Origin of the sequence: Hydrogenophaga sp. OTU3427, from assembly GCF_038440225.1 — a bacterium.
In the GTDB taxonomy this organism is placed as follows: Bacteria; Pseudomonadota; Gammaproteobacteria; order Burkholderiales; family Burkholderiaceae_C; genus Hydrogenophaga.
Genome location: NZ_JASATI010000019.1, coordinates 18,429 through 39,520 on the forward strand (window position 1 = coordinate 18,429; position 21,092 = coordinate 39,520).

The 21,092-nt window shown below is 70.0% G+C and carries 18 protein-coding genes; 6 read left to right on the forward strand and 12 right to left on the reverse strand.

All coding sequences use genetic code 11. The features are described 5' to 3' along the window. Window positions 1-141: 141 nt before the first annotated feature. The 8 genes from AAHB17_RS12695 to AAHB17_RS12730 all read right to left on the reverse strand — a co-directional run bounded on the left by AAHB17_RS12695 (window position 142) and on the right by AAHB17_RS12730 (window position 7,954). Window positions 142-468: a c-type cytochrome gene (locus tag AAHB17_RS12695; protein WP_342130959.1), complete on the reverse strand. Its 327-nt coding sequence runs from the start codon at window positions 466-468 to the stop codon at window positions 142-144. A gap of 18 nt (window positions 469-486) precedes the next feature. Then, window positions 487-1,215 (reverse strand): hypothetical protein, encoded by a 729-nt coding sequence (locus tag AAHB17_RS12700; protein WP_342130960.1) that lies wholly within the window; start codon window positions 1,213-1,215, stop codon window positions 487-489. Continuing rightward, window positions 1,215-2,918, reverse strand: coding sequence for a PQQ-dependent methanol/ethanol family dehydrogenase (locus AAHB17_RS12705; RefSeq protein WP_342130961.1), 1,704 nt, complete (start codon window positions 2,916-2,918; stop codon window positions 1,215-1,217). Before AAHB17_RS12705 ends, AAHB17_RS12700 begins: the two co-directional genes overlap by 1 nt. 261 nt (window positions 2,919-3,179) lie before the next feature. After that, a complete protein-coding gene (locus tag AAHB17_RS12710; protein WP_342130962.1) occupies window positions 3,180-4,139 on the reverse strand; it encodes a quinoprotein relay system zinc metallohydrolase 1 in 960 nt (319 codons plus the stop codon). After that, complete coding sequence (locus tag AAHB17_RS12715) at window positions 4,136-4,924, reverse strand: quinoprotein dehydrogenase-associated SoxYZ-like carrier (RefSeq protein ID WP_342130963.1); 789 nt, start codon at window positions 4,922-4,924, stop codon at window positions 4,136-4,138. The genes AAHB17_RS12710 and AAHB17_RS12715 overlap by 4 nt, the downstream gene beginning before the upstream one ends. A 2-nt stretch (window positions 4,925-4,926) precedes the next feature. Beyond that, on the reverse strand, window positions 4,927-5,784 hold the full coding sequence (locus AAHB17_RS12720; RefSeq protein ID WP_342130964.1) for an ABC transporter permease: 858 nt from the start codon (window positions 5,782-5,784) through the stop codon (window positions 4,927-4,929). Then, window positions 5,766-6,947: a branched-chain amino acid ABC transporter substrate-binding protein gene (locus tag AAHB17_RS12725; protein WP_342130965.1), complete on the reverse strand. Its 1,182-nt coding sequence runs from the start codon at window positions 6,945-6,947 to the stop codon at window positions 5,766-5,768. Before AAHB17_RS12725 ends, AAHB17_RS12720 begins: the two co-directional genes overlap by 19 nt. Further along, window positions 6,947-7,954, reverse strand: a complete 1,008-nt coding sequence (locus AAHB17_RS12730; protein ID WP_342130966.1) for a PQQ-dependent catabolism-associated beta-propeller protein — start codon at window positions 7,952-7,954, stop codon at window positions 6,947-6,949. The genes AAHB17_RS12725 and AAHB17_RS12730 overlap by 1 nt, the downstream gene beginning before the upstream one ends. A gap of 103 nt (window positions 7,955-8,057) precedes the next feature. Here AAHB17_RS12730 and AAHB17_RS12735 point away from each other — a divergent pair, with 103 nt between their 5' ends. From AAHB17_RS12735 to AAHB17_RS12745, 3 genes are all read left to right on the forward strand, one after another. Continuing rightward, the gene (locus AAHB17_RS12735; RefSeq protein WP_342130967.1) at window positions 8,058-9,098 is read left to right on the forward strand and encodes a tripartite tricarboxylate transporter substrate binding protein; all 1,041 of its coding nucleotides are present in this window, start codon (window positions 8,058-8,060) and stop codon (window positions 9,096-9,098) included. A gap of 8 nt (window positions 9,099-9,106) precedes the next feature. Next, window positions 9,107-9,841, forward strand: coding sequence for an ATP-binding cassette domain-containing protein (locus tag AAHB17_RS12740; RefSeq protein ID WP_342130968.1), 735 nt, complete (start codon window positions 9,107-9,109; stop codon window positions 9,839-9,841). Window positions 9,842-9,930: 89 nt separating this feature from the next. Continuing rightward, window positions 9,931-11,868 carry a GNAT family N-acetyltransferase gene (locus AAHB17_RS12745; RefSeq protein ID WP_342130970.1) on the forward strand — a complete coding sequence of 646 codons (1,938 nt, stop codon included), beginning with the start codon at window positions 9,931-9,933 and terminating at the stop codon, window positions 11,866-11,868. A gap of 84 nt (window positions 11,869-11,952) precedes the next feature. On the opposite strand, the gene AAHB17_RS12750 is transcribed toward AAHB17_RS12745, so the two are convergent. The 3 genes from AAHB17_RS12750 to exaC are packed head-to-tail and all read right to left on the reverse strand — an operon-like array spanning window position 11,953 to window position 16,315. Then, complete coding sequence (locus AAHB17_RS12750; protein ID WP_342130972.1) at window positions 11,953-14,361, reverse strand: Lon protease family protein; 2,409 nt, start codon at window positions 14,359-14,361, stop codon at window positions 11,953-11,955. A 57-nt stretch (window positions 14,362-14,418) separates the two neighbouring features. Next, window positions 14,419-14,787 carry a DUF779 domain-containing protein gene (locus AAHB17_RS12755; RefSeq protein WP_342130973.1) on the reverse strand — a complete coding sequence of 123 codons (369 nt, stop codon included), beginning with the start codon at window positions 14,785-14,787 and terminating at the stop codon, window positions 14,419-14,421. 7 nt (window positions 14,788-14,794) lie between these two features. Beyond that, complete coding sequence (gene exaC, locus AAHB17_RS12760) at window positions 14,795-16,315, reverse strand: acetaldehyde dehydrogenase ExaC (RefSeq protein ID WP_342130974.1); 1,521 nt, start codon at window positions 16,313-16,315, stop codon at window positions 14,795-14,797. A gap of 216 nt (window positions 16,316-16,531) precedes the next feature. Between exaC and AAHB17_RS12765 the strand changes: the two genes are divergently transcribed. Both AAHB17_RS12765 and AAHB17_RS12770 read left to right on the forward strand, forming a co-directional pair. Then, window positions 16,532-17,899 (forward strand): DNA recombination protein RmuC, encoded by a 1,368-nt coding sequence (locus tag AAHB17_RS12765; protein ID WP_342130975.1) that lies wholly within the window; start codon window positions 16,532-16,534, stop codon window positions 17,897-17,899. Beyond that, entirely contained in the window at window positions 17,896-19,050 is a 1,155-nt protein-coding gene (locus tag AAHB17_RS12770) for an MFS transporter (RefSeq protein ID WP_342130976.1), read from the forward strand. The genes AAHB17_RS12765 and AAHB17_RS12770 overlap by 4 nt, the downstream gene beginning before the upstream one ends. Window positions 19,051-19,088: 38 nt before the next feature. Here the strand turns inward: AAHB17_RS12770 and AAHB17_RS12775 are convergent, their stop codons facing one another. Continuing rightward, window positions 19,089-19,736, reverse strand: coding sequence for a TetR family transcriptional regulator (locus AAHB17_RS12775; protein ID WP_342130977.1), 648 nt, complete (start codon window positions 19,734-19,736; stop codon window positions 19,089-19,091). Window positions 19,737-19,844: 108 nt separating this feature from the next. On the opposite strand from AAHB17_RS12775, the gene AAHB17_RS12780 reads away from it, so the two are divergent. Further along, on the forward strand, window positions 19,845-21,092 hold the full coding sequence (locus AAHB17_RS12780; RefSeq protein ID WP_342130978.1) for an efflux RND transporter periplasmic adaptor subunit: 1,248 nt from the start codon (window positions 19,845-19,847) through the stop codon (window positions 21,090-21,092).

Genomic DNA, 21,092 nt, shown 5'->3' on the forward strand with positions numbered 1-21,092 from the left:
GCGTGGCCCTGTTCCTCGCGTCGCCGGAGCGTGAACCGTCCCGAGTGCCGCCGCCTAACCCAGGATGCCGCCGATCCGGCTCTGCCGGTCGGCTGGCATCGCCCCCTGGGGGGTGACGCCGCAGGCGGCGCGGGGGGAGCTCTACTTCACCGTCATCACCCAGCTGGCCAGGGTTTTGAGTTCGGCGCTGCTGAGGCTGGCGTGGGGTGGCATGGCGATGCGGCCCCATTTGCCCTTGGAGCCGTTCTGTATGGACTGGGCCAGCGAGGCGGCGGCGTCCTTGTCGCTGGCGTATTTCTCGGCGATGGACGCAAACGCCGGACCGACGATCTTTTCGCCGTTGGCGTGGCAGGAATAGCAGCCGCTGGCCTTGGCCAGGTCGGCCGCCGAGGGGGTGGTCTGTGCCCAGGCACCGGCGCCACAGAGCAGGGCGGTGGACAGGAGGAGGGAAGAGGAAATCGCGTGCATGGGGCAACCTGAAAGTCGTTAAGGAGAGATGTCGAAGAAGGACAGGCGCATGGCCACGAAGCGGTGGCGCTCGCCATCGGCCAGGCGGCGGCCGATGCCGATGTCGGCGGCGATCTTTTCGCGCACCAGCCATTGGCGCAGGCCCAGCTGGGTGCTGCGTTCGCTGCCCCGGGTGGTGCCGCCGGTTTCGATGAAGGTCTCGGTGCGCCGCGCCAGTTTGTACTGGGCCGCCACCGACCACAGGCCGTCCCAGCGGCGGTGTTCGTCACCGGGTGCGTTGCGCGCGCCCAGGTTGGCGTGCAGCCAAAGCGTGTGGTCGAGCAGCGGCAGCGAGGCGGCCAGCACCGCGTTCAAGGCCGGCCGCTGCCACGGCGAGCCGGTGGCGCGCGCCCATTCGAGTTCGATGCTGGAGGCCAGGCCCCAGCCTTCGCGGGCGGGGTCCAGCCAGGCCTGCCACAGGCCCACGCCCAGCTCGCGTTCGCTGCCGGTTGCGCCTTTTTCCCATTCGCGGCCCAGCTCCAGCTCGGCGCTCAGGGTGGGGGAGAAGCTGTAGCCCAGCTGGGTGCGCCAGCCGCGCTGGTGGCGCTGGTTCACCAGGGTGGTGCTGAATTCGAACACCCGCTCGTCATCGTCTTCCACCACGGCGGTGGTGGTGTGCAGGAAGGGGCCGTCGCCGGCCCGGGCCCAGGGGGCGAGGGCGGCGCCGGCCAGGGCCAGCGCCACCCAGTGGTGGGTGGCGCGTGCCATCACTTCATCAGCTTGAAGGTCCAGACCGAGCCGCCCTGTTCGAGGAAGTTGACCTTCTTGGCCACTTCACCGCCCCACAGCGGCACGGCGCCACCCCAGCCGGAGACCACGCTCACGTACTGTTCGCCGCCTTCGGTCCAGGTGATGGGCGGGGCCACCACGCCGGAGCCGGTCTGGAACTGCCACACCACCTTGCCGGTCTTGGCATCGGCGGCCTTGAGGTAGCCCTCGGGCGTGCCCCAGAACACCAGGTCGCCGGCGGTCAGCACACCACCCCACAGTGGGGCCTCGTTCTTGACTTCCCAGGCCACCTTGCCGGTCTTGGGATCGATCGCGCGCAGCGAGCCGATGTGGTCGTCGAACAGCGGCTTGATGGTGAAGCCCGCGCCCAGGAAGGCGGCGCCCTTCTTGTAGGTGATGGGTTCGTTCCAGATCTCCATGCCCCATTCGTTGGTGGGCACGTAGAACAGGCCGGTCTTGGGGCTGTAGGCCATGGGCATCTGGTTCTTGCCGCCCAGGAAGCCCGGCGCCGCGAACACCGATTTGCCCTTGGTGCCGTCGCTGCCGGGGCCGGTCGGGTCGCCCGGGCGGTTTTCGTCGACGAAGTTGGGGCGGCCGGTCTTGAGGTCGATGCCGGTGGCCCAGGTGACCTTCTTCACGAAGGGGAAGGCGTTGACCAGCTTGCCGGTGGCGGCGTCGTTGACGTAGAAGAAGCCGTTGCGGTCGGCCTTGGCGCCCATGCGCTTGCCGTCCATGTCGAAGGTGACGAACTCGTTGACGCCGTCGTAGTCCCAGCCGTCGTTGGGCGTGCTCTGGTAGTGCCACTTGATCTGGCCGGTCTTGACCTCGATGGCCACGGTGGAGGCCGAGTAGAGGTTGTCGCCCTTGCGCACGTGGCTGTTCCACGGGCCGGGGTTGCCGGTGCCGAAGTAGGCCAGGCCGGTCTTGGCGTCGTAGGTGCCGCCCAGCCAGGTGGCCGCGCCGCCGGTTTTCCAGGTCTCGCCCGGCCAGGTGGCGTTGGTGGTGCCGCTGATGCCGTTTTCCTTGCCGTCTTTGTAGCCCATGTGGCCTTCGACCACCGGGCGCGTCCAGACCATCTTGCCGGTCTTGGGGTCGCGCGCCTCGACGCGGCCGATGACGCCGAACTCGCCGCCCGACACGCCGGTCATGAGCAGGCCTTCGGCGATCAGCGGCGCGGCGGTGTAGCTGTAGCCGGCGGAGTAGTCGTCGATCTTCTCGCGCCAGACCACCTTGCCGGTGTCCTGGTCCAGGGCCACGAGCTGGGCGTCCAGCGTGCCGAAGATCACCAGGTTGTCGTAGAGCGCGGCGCCGCGGTTGATCACGTCGCAGCAGGGCATGATGCCTTCGGGCAGGCGGTGTTCGTATTTCCAGAGCTTGCGGCCGGTCTTGCTGTCCACCGCGTAGATGCGCGAGTAGGACGCGGTGACGAACATCTTGCCCTTGTTGACCAGTGGCTGCGACTGTTGGCCGCGCTGCTTCTCGCCACCGAAGGACATGGACCACACCGGCACCAGGCGCTGGATGGTCTTCTCGTTGATGCCGGTCAGCGGCGAGTGGCGCTGGCCCTGTGTGCCCAGGCCCCAGGTCAGCACGTTGTCGGGGGTGGCGGCGTCGTTGGCGATCATCGCGTCGGTCACCTGGGCGCTCACGTGGGCGCTGGCGGCCAGGACCAAAAGGCTCAATAGGGTGCGTTTCACAGTGTTGTCTCCTGCTGTCTCGTGGTGGATGGCGCCGCGGCTGCGGCGTGGGTTTACCTTGTGTCCGCAGGCGCTTTGCCATGCGGTTCACGGACCCTGAGGGGCAACTTCTGTGCCAGTGGCGAAATGCGGTTTTTGCGAGCTGGACGGGCCCGTGGGCGGGCTTGGCGGGCGGCAAAAGCCGCTGCCATAGGTTTTTCGTTTCATACCGGCTGTGCCGCCGGTGTGACAGTGTTCAGAAATGAATCACTGGCGCGGCGCAGAACGCAACAGCGCACGTGCCTCGAACGCCGGGTACAGCGCCGCCAGCGTGCGGTGCCATTCGGCCGGCTGCGCGGCCCAGCCGGCAAAACGGCTGGGCAGGGGCTGGCGCATCAGCTCGCCGATGTCCAGGCCCTGCTCGGCGCTGCGCGCCAGGGTGTCGCGCACCCACAGCAGCCAGTCGCGCGTCTGCTCGATGCCGGCGTGGCCGCGGTGCACCGGGCCGTGGCTGGGCACGACCACGCTGTCGGCCGCCAGCAGGGTGTCGAGCCGCGACAGGCTGGCCAGCCAGCGCTCGATGTCGGCATGGGGCGTGGTGGGCACGCGCTGCGCGAACACCAGCCCGCCCGCGAACAGCACGCCGGTGCCGTGATCCAGCAGCACCAGGTCGTCGCCGGTGTGGCCTTGCAGCCGCAGCAGCTGCAGCCTGTGCTGGCCGATCTGCCACGCGCGCGGCGCCACGGCCTCGCGCGCCGGCGTGGATTCGGTGCCCGCCATCCAGCCGCCACACAGGCGGTAGAGGTTGTCGGCGTAGCTCGGCCCTTCGGCCACCATGCCGGCCATGCTGCCCGCCAGCGCGGCCGTGGGCGTGTCGGTCCAGGCCTGGTTGCCGAAGAAGTAGTCGGGGTGCTGGTTGAGGTTGAGCACCAGCACCACCGGCTCGGCCGTGAGGCGTTCGATCGCGCGGCGCTGCTGCTCGCCATAGCGGCGTGAGGGGCCGGTGTTGACCACCACCACGCCCGCGCCGGTGGCGATGAAGCCGGTGTTGATGATGTTGCAGCCGTTGGCGGGCCGGAAGTCGTCCACCGCGCCTTCGATGACCCAGGTGCGCGGGGCGATCTGGCGCGGCGTGAGCGCGTAGTCCAGCGTGGCCTGCGCGCGCGCGGGCAGGGGCGCCCATTGCGCGAGCAGGGCCAGCACAACCGCGAGCACCCGCCGCGTCATGCCGCCACCTCGGCCACGATCAGGTTGCCGTTGTTGTCGCGCCCGCTCAGGCGCAGGGGGGCCTGCGGGCGCTCGCCCAGCTCGAAGGTCAGCAGCGGGTTTTCCGACACCGGCTCGTGCAGGGCCAGCCGCCACAGCGGGCGCTGCTGGGCGTCGGTCAGCTGCAGCTGTTCGATGTAGAAAGCCGGGATGCCGGCCACCAGGCCGGTGTCCATGGGGTGCATCACGCGCAGGCGCAGCCGGTGGCTGCCCTCGATCACGTTGGGGAACAGCCGCGCCTGCACCTGGCCCAGGGTGCGGCTCCAGGAGCCGTCGGCGCGGGTGAGGCCGGGCACCGTGCAGCCGCCGCCGGCCGCCTGCACCCAGGTGCCGCCCACGTGCCACTGGCCGTCGCGCGTGAGCACCATGGCGCGCACCGGCGAGGCCTGCTCCAGGCGGAAACGAAAGGCCAGCATGGGCAGGGCGCGCAGCGGCTCGAAGTCCAGCACCTCGCGCACCGGGTTGCGGTCCACCACCACCCGGATGCGCGCGATGCCACCACCGCTGCCGGCCAGCGCGCGCGCGTCCACCAGCAGCGGCACGTTCATGGCGTCGTCGGCGAAGGCCGGGCCCAGAACCTTCACTTCCTGGCTGAAGCGCATGGGGCTCTGGCCCAGGTGCTGGCGGCGCAGCGTGGGCCAGGTCATGGCGCCCAGCGGGTCGCCACCGGTGGGGTCTTCCTGGGCCCGGGCCGTGGGCAGCGCCAGGCCGGCGCCCAGTTGCAGCAAGGTGCGACGGGCGTGCATGTTCAGCCTCCTCCCTTTTGTTTGATCCAGCCGCGCTGCGGGTCGTAGCCCCACCAGGCCAGGCCGAAGAAGACCGCGCCACCCAGCAGCACCACGGCCCAGGACAACGCGTTGAACTGGCCGTACATGGCAAAACGCAGGGCCTCCACCACGTGGGTGAAGGGGTTGAGCTGTGCCAGCTGGAACAGCCACCAGGCGCCCGATTCCTCCAGCTTCCACAGCGGGTAGAGCGCCGGGCTGATGAAGAACATGGGGAAGATGACGAAGTTCATGGTGCCGGCGAAGTTCTCCAGCTGCTTGACGTACACCGACAGCATCAGCCCGAGGGCCGCCAGCAGCGTGGCACCGCAGACCATGGCCAGCAACAGGCCGGGCGCGTGGGCCAGCTCGAAGCGGCTGCCGAAGCCCCAGGCGATGGCCAGGAACACGGCCATCTGCAGCAGCGACAGGCTGGTGCCGGCGAGCAGCTTGAAGGCCAGCAGCCAGCCGCGTGGCAGTGGCGCGGTGAGCAGCAGGCGCATCACGCCCATCTCGCGGTCGTAGACCATGGAGAGCGAACTCTGCATGCCGTTGAAGAGCGCGATCATGCCCAGCAGGCCGGGCAGCATGTAGACCGAATACTCGATGTAGGTCTCGTAGGGCGGCACGATGGCCACACCGAAGACGTTGTGGAAGCCGGCCGAGAACACCACGAACCACAGCAGCGGACGCACCAGGGCGGAGGCCAGGCGCGAGGGCTGGCGCAGGAACTTGCGCAGCTCGCGGCCCACCACCGCGCGCAGGGCGCGCAGCAGGTGGAGTCCCCGGCCCACGGGATGGGGTGCGTAGGCGGGCGCGCTGCTCAGGACTTGGCCGGACATGTGGACTCCTTCTGGTCGACGCCCAGGGTGTCGAGCACCTCGGTCGGGTGCAGCACGCCGTCCAGGGGCGCGGTGCCCACGACGCCGTCCACGTGGCTGATGAACAGCGGCTGGCGCAACTGCCCGTCCCAGGGGCGAAAGCTCAGGCGCGGGCCCTTGAAGCCGTCCAGGCCGATGGCGCCGCCGCGCAGCCGCGCCAGCTGGGTGGCGATGGGCGCCTTGGGGTTGTCGGCCAGCACCGTGGCCACCGCCTTGACCGCCATCCAGGCCGCCCAGTCGTGACCGGCCATGGGCCGCTGGGCCGCGCGCATGAAGCGGCGCGAGAGCTGCGGTCCGCCGTTGCGTTCCCACTGCGGGTGCCAGGCCAGCGCCACCAGGCCGCTGGCGCCGGCCACCGGGCGCGGCCACTGGGTGGCGTAGGGCAGGCCACGGGCAAATTCGCCGTCGGCGTCCATCACCGCCACCACCTCGTGTTCGCGGTCACCGGTGAGCAGGCGTGGGTTGGCCAGATCGCGTTCGCGCGGGTCGCCGGAGAGCTTGAAGGGCCGGGTCGCCACCAGCTTGAGGCCGTAGCGTTTCGCGGAGCGGTTCATCGCCTCGCCCATCAGCTGATCGTCCGGCGAGGGGCCTTGCAGCAGCAGCAGTTTGCGCCAGTTGCGCGCCGCCAGGTACTGCGCCAGGGCGTCGCTGCCCATCTGCTGGCTGGGCAGGGTGTGCAGCAGGTGGGGGGCGCACTGGGCGCCGCGCAGGGCATCGTCCGCCTGCGAGGTGTTGATCACCAGCGCGCCGCCCAGCGCGGCCGGCGCGGCGGCGACCAGCTGGCGCAGTTCGGGCGTGGGCAGGGCGGCCACGATGTGCTGCACCTTGGCCGCCTTCAGGTCGGCCAGCAGCCTGGGCAGGCCGTCTGCGCCGGGCAGCACGGCGTCGATGAGCCTGAGCGAGACACCGGCGGTGTCCAGCTCCACCCGGGCGTCGTCGGCACCCAGCTGTGCCGCGGCCCAGGGACTGCCGCCCGGGTGGCCGGGGTAGGCGCGCTCCAGCCGGCGCGGCGCGTAGCGCGCGTCGCCGGCCAGGCTGACCACCGCCACGTTCACCGTGGTGTTGGCGGCCCACCCCGCCGGGGCGAGCAGCGTGGTCAGCAGGACCAGAGCGGCGCGGCGCATCAGGGCGTCACCAGCACGGTGTGGGGCACGCGGCCCACGGGCACCGAGCGCAGCGCCTTGCCGGCCTGGGTGTCGACCAGGCTCATGTCGTCGGACAGACCGTTGGCCACGTACAGCGTCTTGCCGTCGGGGTGCAGGGTCAGGCCCCAGGCGCGTTTGCCCACCAGCACCTGGCGTCTGACCTGGCGCGTCGCCACGTCCACCTCGGCCACGTGGTTGGCCCGGCCCAGGCCCACCCACACGGTCTTGCCATCGGCGCTGGGCGCCAGGCCCACGGGCGTGATGTCGCTGGCGCGCATGCCGGGCACCTTGAACTCCACCGTCGCCAGGGTCTTCTGGTCGGTGGTGGCCAGCACCGTCACGCTGGCACCCAGCTCGTTGCTGACCCACAGCTCCTTGCCGTCGGCGGCCAGGGCAAAGCGGCGCGGGCGGTTGCCGACCTTGATGTTCTTGAGCACCTTGCGGCTCTGCAGGTCGATCAGATGGACCACGTTGGCCACCTCGGAGGTGACGTAGGCGGTCTTGCCGTCGGGCATGACCAGGATGCCCTCGGGTTCGCCGCCGGTCTTGACCTCGAACAGCTTGCCGCCTTTGTCCAGGTCGTAGGCGGCCATCACGTTCTCGTCCTCGATGGAGACGTAGGCGGTCTTGCCATCGGGGCTGAGGTCGAAGATCTCGGGGCTGTCGCCCAGCGCCACGGTGCGGGTCATGCGCCCCTGGGCGAGGTCGACGATGCCGAGCTGGTTGCTGTCGCCGCAGCAGACGTAGAGCTGGCTGCGGCTGGCGTTGAACATCATGTGGCGCGGGCGCTGGCAGACGTCGATGCTGCCGACCCGTTCGCCCTTGCCGTCGAACACATGGACCTTGTGGTCCTTCTCGCTGGACACGTAGACGCGGTTGGCGGGGGCGGACTGTGCGGCGGCCGTGGCGGCCAGGCCGAGGGCCAGCGCGGCAGCGGCGAGTGGGCGCAGGCCAGTGGGCCAGGCCATGGACCAGGGGGTTGTCATCTTTGTCTGTCTCCTCATGGGCTGGTGGTCAGCCTGTTGTGTGAGCGTTTAAGCAAAAACGATGCCTGAAAAGCGGGAACGTTATTTGCTTTCACGCAGCTTCATGCCCCGCCCCAACCCTACAACAAGCCCGGCCCAGCCGGGTGGCCGGAGACAATTGCTCAAGACCGTCCTGGGTGCCACCGGCCTCGGGATGGCAGGGCTGTGGCCGGCCATGGCCACGGCCACCACCGCGGCCACCCGGCCCATGGGCTGGCCGCACAAGCCGCTGCAGCTCATCGTGCCCTGGCCCGCGGGCGGCGCCACCGACCTGACCCTGCGCATCCTGTGCGAGGAGGTCGCGCCGCTGCTCGGACAGCCGGTGGTGATCGTCAACCGCCCGGGCGCGGCCGGCACCCTGGTGGCCTCCCTGCTGAAGGCCGCGCCGGCCGATGGCCACACCCTGGGCCAGGTGCCCATCACGGTCTACCGCCACGCGCTCATGAACGCCGTGCCCTGGGACCCCGTGACCGACCTCAGCCCGGTGATCCAGGTCTCGGGCACCACCTTCGGACTGCTGGTGCCGGCCAAGAGCCCGTGGCACAGCCTGGCCGACATGCTGGCCTGGGCCCGTGCCCGGCCGGGCGAGCTGCTGATGGGCTCGACCGGCATCGGCAGCACGCCCCACCTGGCGATGGAAGACATCCTGCTCCAGCACGAGCTGCGCTACACCCACGTGCCCTACAAGGGCACGACCGAGCAGATGCTGGCGCTGGCCTCGGGCAACCTCATGGCCGGTGTCAACTCCACCGGCTTCGCGCCCTGGGTCGATCAGGGCGCGCTGCGCCTGCTGGCCGTGTTCGGCGCCAGCCGCAGCCCACGTTGGCCCGAGGTGCCCACGCTGCGCGAGCTGGGCTATGAGCGGGCGGTCTATACCTCGCCCTGGGGCCTGGCCGTGCCACGCGGGGTGGACGAGGGCACCGTGCAGGTCCTGCACGACGCCTTCCACCAGGCCATGCTCCGGCCGCGCCACATGGCCGAGTTGGCCCGCTACGATCAGCAGGTCGAGTACCTGGACACGGCGGCCTACCGGCGCGCGGTGCTCGACACCGTGGCGCGCGAAGCGCGCCTGCTGCGCCGCCTGAACCTGTTGGCCACACGTTGAGAACCCCCATGACCCCCACCCTGCTGCGCGCCGACCGGCTCCACAAATCCTATGGTGCCAAGGTCGCGCTCCAGGACGTGAGCCTCACGCTCGCGGCCGGAGAACTGGTGGTGCTGCTCGGCCCCAACGGCGCCGGCAAGTCCACGCTGATGCAGCTGCTCACCGGCCTGTTCAGCCCCGACCAGGGCGGCGTCGAGGTGCTGGGGCACGACATGCGCACCCAGGCCAGCCGCGCGCTGGCGGGCCTGGGCGTGGTGTTCCAGCAGACGGCGCTCGACCTCGACCTCAGCGTGACGGCCAACCTGCTGTTCCACACCGACCTGCACGGCCTGCCACGCGCCGTGGCGCGCGAGCGCATCGACGATGGCCTGCGGCGCATGGGCCTGGACGGGCAGGCCGGCGCTGCGCTGCGCAGCCTCTCGGGCGGCACGCGGCGCAAGGTCGAGCTGCTGCGCGCGCTGCTGCATGCGCCGCGCGTGCTGCTCATGGACGAGGCCACCGTGGGCCTGGACCCGGCCTCGCGACAGCAGATGCTGGCCCTGGTGCGCGCCCTCACGCGCGAGCAGGGCGTGGCCGTGTTGTGGGCCACCCACCTGATCGAAGAGATCGAACAGGCCGACCGCCTGGTGGTGCTGCACCAGGGGCAGGTGCGCTTCGCCGGCACGGTGACGGCCTTCACCGAGCAGGCGCGGGACAAGAGCCTGCAGGACGAGGTGCTGCGGCAGTTCGATCCGGTACGCTGAGGGTTGCACAGGGGACGCCCGGGCGCCGCGATCGCGCCTATCATGGCCGGCGCGTTTCGCGCGCCATCGACACCCCACCCGCCGCCGCCATGTCCAAATTCTTCCAGTTCATCGCCGAGCGCCTGAGCGCGATCAAGGCCGGGCCGGCCGTGCCGGACGCCGCACCGGGCGGCGCCCGCCCGTGGGACACCGAGGGCCGCTACGACGACAAGATCATCAGCGCCGGCTCGGCGGTGCAGCTGATCCCGCCCGGCAGCCACGTCTTCGTGGGCACCGCCTGCGCCACGCCGCGCACGCTGGTGCAGGCGCTGGAGCAGTTTCCCCACAAGGCGCCCGACCTGGAGCTGGTGCACTTCTTCACCGATGGCATGGTGCCGCACGACGCCGAGGGCCGGGCGACCACGCGCTACCGCCACCGCAGCTTCTTCGTCGGCGCCGACATCCGCGCGGCGGTGCGCGCCGGCCAGGCCGAGTACCTGCCGATCTCGATCGCACGGGTGCCCGAGCTGATCGGCGTCGGTCGCATCCCGGTCGACGTCGCGTTGATCCAGGTCTCGCCGCCCGACCGCTTCGGCTACGTCAGCCTGGGCGTGTCGGTGGACGTGGTGGCCGCCGCCGTGCAGAAGGCCAAGCTGGTGATCGCCGAGGTCAACCCCCACATGCCCTGGACCCTGGGCGACTCGGCCATCCACATGGACCAGATCGACCACCTGGTGCCGGTGGACACGCCCATGATCGAGTTCCACCACCAGTTCGCGCCCGAGGTGGTCGAGCGCATCGCGCGCTACATCGCCGGCATCATCGAGGACGGCTCCACGCTGCAGATCGGCCTGGGCCGCATCCCCAACGAGGCGCTGAAGTACCTCGACGACCGCAAGGACCTGGGCATCCACTCCGACGTCATCACCGATGCCATCATCCCGCTGCTGGAGCGCGGCATCCTGACCGGGCGCAACAAGAGCCAGCAGCGCGGCAAGATCGTCACCAGCTTCGCCATGGGCACGCGCAAGCTCTACGACATCATCGAGCGCAACCCGCTGTTTTCCTTCCAGCCCATCGACGTGGTCTGCGACCCCTTCACCATCGCCGCCCAGAAACAGATGGTGTCGGTCACCCAGGCCTTTGCCATCGACCTCACCGGGCAGGTCTGTTCCGACCAGTTCCAGGGCGAGTTCTACAGCGGCATCGCGGCCCAGGGCGAGTTCCTGCGCGGCGCCTCGCGCTCGCCCGGTGGCAAGGCCATCATCTGCATGGCGTCCACCACCGACGACGGCGAGGTCTCCCGCATCCGCCCCATGCTGCTCGAGGGCGAGGGCGTCACCGTGCCACGCTCCGAGGTCCATTTCGTCATCACCGAATACGGCGTGGCCTACCTGTTCGGCAAGGGCATGCGCGAGCGTGCCATCGCCCTCATCCAGCTGGCCCACCCCAAGTTCCGCCAGGGCCTGCTCGACGAGGCCCGGCGCCTGGGCTACCTGCCCGCCGACCAGACCCTGCAGAACCTGCGGGCCTACGAGGTGGAGGCCGAGCGCCACGTCACGCTCAAGGACGGCCGCCAGGTGCTGCTGCGGCCCTCGCGCGCGGCCGATGCGGAGGGCCTGCGCGACCTGTTCTTCAAGCTGCCACCCGACGACATCTTCACCCGCTTCTTCCGCCGCGTGCACGCGCCCACCCACCAGGACATCGAGCGCCTGTGCAACTTCAGCAACGAGAACGAGGTCGGTTTCGTGGCCGTGACCGGTCCGCGCGAGCAGGAGGTCATCGTCGGCCAGGCCTGCTACTTCAACAATGTGCGCACCAACCTCGCCGACACCGCCTTCATGGTCGATCCGCGCTGGCAGGGCTCGGGCCTGGGCAGCGCCATGCAGCAGCGACTGATGGAGCATGCTCAGGCGCGTGGCGTGCAGGGCTTCGTGGCCGACATCCTGCCCCAGAACGCCAAGATGATCGCGCTGGCGCGCCGGGGCTCGGACAAGGTCACCGTCGAGCGCGACGAGGACTCGGTGCACGTGACCGTGCTGTTCTGACCGCGAGGCCGCGCCCACGATCTGCAAGGCGGGCACGCCCACACGCAAGGCGGGCTGCGGCTTGGCGATGGACGCCAGCCGCGGTCAGCCGGCCGCGCCGTGCCCGGCCGCGCCCAGCGCCTGGCACTGGCGCCGGTACGCCTGCAGGGTGGCCTGGGCCCGCCCGAGGACCGTGTCGGCCGGGTAGCCGCCCTCGGCCAGGCTGCCGTAGCCTTGCCCGCACAGCAGCTCCATGCCCTCGCTGGCCCGTTCGGCCGTGTGGATATGGAAGACACCGCGCGCCACCGCGTCCACCACCTGCGGATCGAGCATGAGGTGGCGGCGGTTGCGGTGCGGGATCAGCACGCCTTGCTGGCCGGTGAGTCCCAGGCGGGCGCAGAGGCGGAAATGGCCCTCGATCTTTTCGTTGACGCCGCCCACCGGCAACATCTCACCGTGCTGGTTGATGGCGCCAGTGACCGCGATGCCCTGGGCCAGCGGCAGCCCCGACAGGCTGGACAGCAGCGCATAGAACTCGGCACACGAGGCCGAGTCGCCCTCGACGCCGTTGTACTCTTGCTCGAACACGACGGTGGCGTTGAGCGCCAGCGGCGCGATGTGGGCGAACAGCGAGGCCAGATGCCCGTGCAGGATCAGCACGCCCTTGTCGTGGATGGGTCCGGAGAGCTTGACCTCGCGCTCGATGTTGACCAGGCCCTTGTCGCCCGCGTGCGTGCGCGCCGTCACCCGCACCGGGAAGCCGAAGCTGTGGTCGCCGGTGTCGACCACGGTCAGGCCGTTGACCTGGCCCACCCGCTCGCCCTGCAGATCGATCAAGCGTTCGCCGTCGACGATGGTGTCCTGCAGCCGCTCCTCCATCGCGTTGTGGCGGTGGTGCCGGGCCTGGCGCGCCGCCGCCACATCGGCGGCATCCACCAGGGGCGCGCCACGCTGGCGCGCCAGCGTCGCGCTTTCCATCAGCAGCGCCTCGGTGTGGGCGAAGATGGCGCTCTGGCGCACCTGGTCCTCGGCCTCGCGGTGGGTTTCCTCGAGCAGCGCGGCCACGCCGGCGGCGGTGAAATGGGGCAGTCCCAGCCGCCGGCAGGTGTGGGCGACGAAGGTGGCGGTGGCCAGGCGGGTGTCGGCCTGGGCCCGGAAGCTGTCGGCGAAATCGACCTTGCAACGGAAACGGCGGGCGAACTCGGGGTCGCCCTCCTGCACCGCGTAGTAGTCCTCGACCGAGGCGATCAGCACCAGCTTGACCTCGGCGTCCACCGCCTCGGGCTCCAGCGACAGGGTGGCCATGGGCGCGAACATCGTGGCAGGCTCCTCGATCTGGACCCGTCCGCTGCGCAGGAAGCGGCGCAGCTTTTCCCACACCGGCTCGTCGCTCAGCAGGTCGCGCAGGTGCAGCATCAGGAAGCCGCCGTGGGCCTTGAGCAGGCTGCCGGCACGTATCCGCGAGAAGTCGGTGACCAGCACGTCGGCGTCGGCCTGGTAGTCGATGCTGCCGAACAGCTGCCGGTAGACCGGGTTGTCCTCGACGATCACGGGCGCGCCTTCAAGACCGTGGTTGTCGACCACCGTGTTCACGCGCAGGCGGGCCAGCACCTCGTTGAGCGCCTCCGCGCGCAGGCCGTCCTCGTCCTCGCCGGGCTGGAACAGCTCCAGGTGCTCCAGCACCTCGTGCTGCACCTGGTCGAGGTAGTTGCCGAGCTTGACGCTGTCCTTGATCTGCTTGCGCAGCCCGCTGCGCATCTCCTGCAGCTCGTGTTCCAGCAGCGGCTTGATGGTCTGGCGGCGCAAGGCAGCCAGTCCTTCGTTCATCACACGCTCCATGGACCGCGAGGCATCGAGGAAGCGGGCGATCTCGGCGCGCAGTTCGTCTTCGGCATGGGCGAACTCGGCGCGCCTGTCCTTGGGCAGGGCCAGCGCCTGGCCTTCGGTCATGACCTCGCCCTGGTCGTTGCGCAACGAGAACACCATGTGCCCTTGCTCGCGCATGAGGCCGAAGTGGCGCGCCTCGGCGAAGGCGCTGAGTTCTTCGTAGGCGTGGTCCTCCTCGGCCTTGTAGCGGTGGGTGATGCGTTCCTGCTCGGCCTTGAAGTCGGGCGCCGAGAGGCGCTTGGGGATCTCGGCCTGCAACGTGCGGACGAACTGCGCCATCAGCTGGCGCAGCTGCCGGCCCTGGCCGGCCGGCATGCGCAGCGCGCGCGGGTGTTCGGGGGCGTCGAAGTTGTGCAGGTAGCACAGGTCGGGCGGCACCGGCCGGGTGGCGGCGACGGCACGCATCATCTGGCACATCAGGGTGCTGCGGCCGCTGCCCACCTCGCCCAGCACGAACAGGTGGTAGTCGGGCAGGTCCATCTGAAGGCCGAAGCGGGCCGCCTGTTCGGCGCGCTCCTGGCCGATCCAGGGCAGGGCCTGCTGATCGAGTTCGGACGTGTCCTGGAATCCCAGCGCGGCGGCATCGATGATCCGGCGCAGGTCGATGGGCGACAGTGTGGCGAGCATGGCCACCATTGTGCGCAGACAAGGCATGAAATGCACGCCCCGTCCGCGTCCTTCGCCTCAGCCCGGCTCGCGATCCAGCTCGGCCAGCTCGTTCGCGCTGAACACGCGCGAGCGCGTGTGGAAGGCCCGGCCGGTCGGGCCTTCCAGCGAGAAGGTGCCGCCGTGGCCCTCGATGACGTCGATGATGAGCTGGGTGTGGCGCCAGTAGGCGTACTGGCTCTTGCTGATGTAGAACGGGCAGCCGCCGATGTCTCCGAGGTGGACATCGCCCGCGCCCGTGGTCAGCTCGCCCAGCAGGTAGCAGTTGGCGGCGCTGTTGTCGCAGCAGCCGCCTGACTGGTGGAACATCAGGCCCGGGCCGTGCTGGTGCTTGAGCTGTTCGATCAGCGCCAGCGCGGCGGGGGTGGCGATCACCTTGTCGACCATGGGGTGGTCAGAAAAAGCCGAGTTTGCTTTCGCTGTAGCTCACCAGCAGGTTCTTGGTCTGCTGGTAGTGGTCCAGCATCATCTTGTGGGTCTCGCGGCCGATGCCGGACTCCTTGTAGCCGCCGAAGGCGGCGTGGGCCGGATAGGCGTGGTAGCAGTTGGTCCACACGCGGCCGGCCTTGATGGCGCGGCCCATGCGGTAGGCCACGTTGCCGTTGCGGCTCCAGACACCGGCGCCCAGGCCATACAGCGTGTCGTTGGCGATGGCCAGGGCCTCGGCTTCGTCCTTGAAGGTGGTCACGGCCAGCACCGGGCCGAAGATCTCTTCCTGAAAGATGCGCATCTTGTTGTGGCCCTTGAACAGGGTCGGCTGCACGTAGTAGCCGCCGTCGAGTTCGTTGCCGAAGTAGGCTTGTTCGCCACCGGCCAGCACCTGCGCGCCCTCCTCGCGGCCGAGCGACAGGTAGGACAGGATCTTGGTCAGCTGTTCCTTGGACGCCTGGGCGCCCATCATGGTGCCGGTGTCCAGCGGGTTGCCGTGCTGGATGGCCTTCACGCGCTGGAGCACGCGCTCCATGAAGGGTTCGTAGATGCTTTCCTGGATCAGCGCGCGCGACGGGCAGGTGCAGACCTCGCCCTGGTTGAAGGCGAACAGCACCAGGCCTTCGATGGCCTTGTCGAGGAAGCTGTCGTCCTTGTCCATCACGTCGGCGAAGAAGACGTTGGGCGACTTGCCGCCCAGCTCCAGCGTGGCCGGGATCAGGTTGTTGGCCGCCGCCTGCGCGATCACGCGGCCGGTGCTGGTGGAGCCGGTGAAGGCGATCTTGGCGATGCGCTTGGAGGTGGCCAGCGGCATGCCGGCTTCGCGGCCAAAACCGTTGACGATGTTGAGCACGCCGGGCGGCAGCAGGTCGGCGATCAGCTCGACCAGGACCAGCAGGCTGATGGGCGTGGATTCGGCTGGCTTGAGCACCACGCAGTTGCCCGCGCCCAGGGCCGGCGCCAATTTCCAGGCCGCCATCAGGATGGGGAAGTTCCAGGGAATGATCTGGCCGACCACGCCCAGCGGCTCGTGGATGTGGTAGGCCATGGTGTCGCTGTCGATCTCGCTGATGCCGCCTTCCTGCGCCCTCACGCAGCCGGCGAAATAGCGGAAGTGGTCCACCGCCAGCGGGATGTCGGCGTTGAGGGTTTCGCGGATCGGCTTGCCGTTGTCCACGGTCTCGGCGTAGGCCAGCCGCTCGAGGTTGGCTTCCAGGCGGTCGGCGATCTTGAGCAGCAGGCTGGCGCGCTCGCCGGCCGAGGTCTTGCCCCAGCGGTCGGCGGCGGCGTGGGCCGCGTCCAGCGCCAGGTCGATGTCGTCGGCGGTGGAGCGGGCCGCGCGGGTGTAGACCCGGCCGTTGATGGGCGTGATCACGTCGAAATACTGGCCGCCCACCGGTGGCACCCATTGGCCGCCGATGAAGTTGTCGTATTGGGCTTTGTAGTCGATCTTGGCACCGTCGGTGCCGGGGGCTGCGTAAATCATGCTGTCTCTCTCGTGGTGGTGGGGTGAACACAATGCCGTGTGGCCCACACCTCAACTCAACTTCCGTGCCATGCCCGCCACGCCCCGCCAGACCGCATGTTGGCTGCGAAAACGGGCCAATCTGTCACAGCCGCCAGGGCACGGAGCGTGCCATTGCGGAACAGCTGTGCGAATGCGTGACAGCGGGGCCATGCGCCCGCACCGGATAATGGCCCCATGTCATTGACCATCGAATCGGGCCTGCTGCTGGCGCTGGCCTTCATCAACGTGTTGCTCGTGCTGGCGCTGTGGTGGCGCAAACCCCCGGTCGCCGAGGACAGCCCCGAACAGGCCCTGCGCCGCCAGCAGTTGCTGGAGGCGGTGACATCGGGCAACGAACGCCTGGAGCGCGAGCTGCGCCGCGAGGTGACCGATTCCGCCCGCGCCGGCCGCCAGGAACTGCTGCAGACCCTGAGCGCCTTCCAGGGCAGCCTGTCGCAGCAGGGCGCCGAGGCCACGCGCACCCAGAACGCCCAGATCGACGCCTTCGCCCAGCAGCTGCTGCAGCTGCGGGGCACGCTCAGCGACACGCTCACCCGGCAGTTGCAGGACCTCAGTGAAAGCAATGCGCGCCGCCTGGCCGAGGTGCGCGCCACGCTGGAGCAGCAGCTCGCGCAGCTGCAGCAGAACAACGCCGCCAAGCTCGACGAGATGCGCGCCACGGTGGACGAAAAGCTGCACGCCACGCTGGAGGCCCGCCTGGGCGAAAGTTTCAAGCAGGTGGCCGAGCGGCTGGAGCAGGTGCACAAGGGCCTGGGCGAGATGCAGACCCTGGCCCAGGGCGTGGGCGACCTCAAGCACCTGCTGAGCAACGTCAAGACCCGGGGCATGTTTGGCGAGGCCCAGCTGGCCGCGCTGCTGGAGCAGGTGTTCGCGCCCGACCAGTACGCCACCCAGGTGGCCACGCGACCCGGCAGCAAGAACGTGGTCGACTTCGCCATCCGCCTGCCGGGCCGGGGCGACGACGGCGCGCCCTGCTGGCTGCCCATCGACGCCAAGTTCCCCAACGAAGACTACGAGCGCCTGCTCGACGCCCAGCAACGCGCTGACGTGGTGGCCGCCGAGGCCGCGGGCAAGGCGCTGGAGGCACGCATCCGGCTGGAGGCCAGGTCCATGGCCGAGAAATACGTGGAGCCGCCCCACACCACCGATTTCGCGCTGCTGTTCCTGCCCACCGAAGGCTTGTACGCCGAGGTGCTGCGCCGCCCCGGCCTGATGGAGTCGCTGCAGCGCGACCACCGGGTCACGCTGGCCGGCCCCACCACCTTGCTGGCCATGCTCAATTCGCTGCAGATGGGTTTTCGCACCCTGGCGCTGGAGAAGCGCAGCAGCGAGGTCTGGCAGGTGCTGGGCGCGGTCAAGACCGAGTTCGGCAAGTTCGGCGACGTGCTGGCCAAGGTCAAGGCCCAGACCCAGACCGTGCTCAACACCCTGGACAGCGCCGAGGTGCGCAGCCGCGCCATGGGCCGCGCGCTCAAGCAGGTGGAGGCCCTGCCGGCCGAACAGGCCGCCACGTTGCTGCCGCTGCCCGACGCCGACGAATGAAACGCGAGCTGACGCGCCTGATCGCCGCCCAGGTCTGCCTGCACATGTGCATGGCCGGCACCCGCATGGCGGCGCCGCTGCTGGCCCTGCGCGAGGGCCACAGCCCGGCCTCGGTGGGCGTGCTGCTGGCGCTGTTCGCGCTGTCGCAGGTGTTCCTCTCGCTGCCGGCGGGCCGCTTCGCGGACCGGCACGGCCTGCGCCGGCCGGTGGCGTTCGCGGTGCTGGCGGCCTTGATCGGCGCCGGCTCGGCCGCCCTCTGGCCCACCTTCGGGGTGCTGTGTTTCGCGGCCCTGCTCACCGGCGGCGCCACCGGTTCGGCCACCATCGCCGTGCAGCGGCAGGCCGGTTTCCTGGCCGGTAACCCGACCGAGCTCAAGCAGGTGTTTGGCTGGCTGGCGATCGGGCCGGCGCTGTCCAACTTCGCGGGGCCCTTCGCGGCCGGCCTGTTGATCGACCACGCCGGTTTCCGCACCGCCTTCGCCTTCCTGGCCCTGGTGCCGCTGGCCAGCTGGTGGGGCGTGCACGCCATGGCCGTGCGCAAGGCGCCCGAGGCGCCCGTGCAGGACGGCCGCCGCTCCTCCTCGTGGGACCTGCTGCGCGAGCCGCCGTTTCGCCGCCTGATGGTGGTCAACTGGCTGTTGTCGTCGTGCTGGGACGTGCATACCTTCCTGGTGCCGGTGCTGGGCCATGAGCGTGGCCTGAGCGCCTCGGCCATCGGCACGGTGCTGGGCGCCTTCGCGCTGGCGGCCACCGGCGTGCGTGTCCTGCTGCCGCTGGTGGCCGAACACGTGCGCGAGGCCGTGGTGGTGACCGCTGCCATGGTGTGCACGGCCGCGCTGTTCGCGGTCTATCCGCTGGCCCACACGGCCTGGAGCATGGGCCTGCTGTCGGTGCTGCTGGGGTTTGCGCTGGGCGCGGTCCAGCCCATGATCATGAGCACCCTGCACCAGATCACGCCTGCACACCGCCACGGCGAGGCGATCGGCCTGCGCATGATGGCGATCAACGGCTCCAGCGTGTTGATGCCCCTGCTGTTCGGCAGTGTTGGCGCCGTGCTGGGCGCCAGCGGCGTGTTCTGGTTCGTGGGCGGGGTGGTGGGCATGGCCTCGCCGGCGGCCATACGGCTGGGGCAGGGCCGCTCCAGGCACTGAGAACGCAAACACGTTCTGAGGGGCCGAGCCCCGCCAGCTCAGTCGATGTTGTTGAGCAGGCCGAGGCCCACCAGGTAGGTGTCCAGCATGCGCTGGCCCATGGCCTCCAGTTCGAAGCTGGCCGGCGACAGCATCCAGTTCTGCAGCAGGCCATCGAAGAGCACGAACATGCCCATGGCGGCCTCCTCGGGCGGCACCGGCAGCACCTGGCCGGCATCGCGCGCGGCCTGGGCCAGCAAGGCGGTGTTGAGCATCACGCAGTCCTGGCGCGCGGCCAGGTGGCGCTCGCGCACCGCCTGCATGTCGTCCACGTACTCGACCTTGTGGGTGGCGATCTCGAACACGCGGCGGGTGCGCTCGTCGTGGCTGATGAGCGCCAGCCCCTCGCGGATGTTGGCGCGCAGGCGCTCCACCGCCGAGGTGCCGCTGGTGGTCGGGTCGGCCACGGCGCGGGCTGCCATGGCCAGCGATTCCTCGAAAGGCAGGGTGGCCCGCTCCATCATGGCGTTGAACAGGTCGGCCTTGTCCTGGAAGTGCCAGTAGATGGCGCCGCGCGTGGTGCCCGCGGCCACGGCGATGTCGTTGAGCGAGGTGCGCGCCACCCCCTGGGCCACGAACAGGTGTTCGGCGGCATCCAGCAGCTTGTCTCGTGTGGCCTGTGCGTCGGCCTTGGTGCGTCTTGCCATGTGTGGTCGTGGGGCTATTCCTGGGTATCAAATATACATTCAATCTTGTATGTATACTCCGCTGCTGATTTTTCCACACCCCTTGCCCGCCCCGTTCGGAGTCCATCCATGGCAGCGTTCCCTACCCCTGTTTCTGTCCGGCCGCCCTTGCGCGGCCTTGCCCGCGGCCCCGTGGCCGTGGCGACCGCGGCCCTGGCGGCCGCTTGCCTGCTGGCCGCTTGCGGCGCCAAGGACGCGGCCGCGCCCGCGGCCGCTGCCGGGGGCGGCATGCCACCGGTGGAGGTGGGCGTGGTCACCGTGTCCCCCACCGATGTGGGCCTGACCACCGAGCTGCCGGGCCGCCTGGAGGCCTCGCGCGTGGCGCAGGTGCGTGCGCGCGCCGCCGGCATCGTGCAGCAGCGCCTGTTCAAGGAAGGCAGCGACGTCAAGGCCGGCCAGGCCCTGTTCCGCATCGACGCCGCTCCTTACGCCGCCGCCCTGGCCAGCGCCGAGGCCCAGGTGGCCAAGGCCCAGGCCAACCTGGCGCAGGCCACGGCCACGGTGGAGCGCTACCGTCCGCTGGTGGCCCAGCGCGCGGTGAGCCAGCAGGACTTTGTCAACGCCGAGGCGGCCCAACAGCTGGCCCAGGCCGACCTGGGCGTGGCCCAGGCCGCGGTGCAGACCGCCCGCATCAACCGCGACTACGCCAACGTCACCTCGCCCATTGCCGGCCGCATCGGCCGCGCGCTGGTGACCGAGGGCGCACTGGTGGGGCAGGGCGAGGCCACCCCGCTGGCGGTGGTGCAGCAGATCGACCCGCTGTTCGTGAACTTCACCCAGTCGGCCGCCGAGGTGCTGCAGCTGACCCGCGCCATCGAGGCCGGCCGTTTCAAGCGCAGTGGCGCACAGGCCGCCAGCGTCCGTGTGGTGCTGGACGATGGCAGCGAACACCCCCAGGCCGGCAAGCTGCTGTTCGCCGACCTCTCGGTGGACAGCACCAGCGGCCAGGTGACGCTGCGCGCCGAGGTGCCCAACCCCGGCGGCAAGCTGCTGCCCGGGCTGTACGTGCGCGTGCGCCTGGAACAGGCCAAGGCCGGCAACGCCATCGGCCTGCCGCAGCAGGCCGTGACCCGCACCCAGCAGGGCGACACCGTCACGCTGATCGACGCCGAAGGCAAGCGTGTGCCGCGCCAGGTCAAGATCGCCGGCCAGCAGAACGGCCAGTGGGTGGTGACCGACGGCCTCAAGGCCGGCGAGCAGGTGATGGTCGACGGCTTCCAGAAGCTGATGATGCTGCCGCCCACCGCGCCGGTGAAGGGTGTGCCCTGGTCGCCGGCCGCCGCCGCGCCCGCCGCCCCCGCCGCGGCCAAGCCTTGA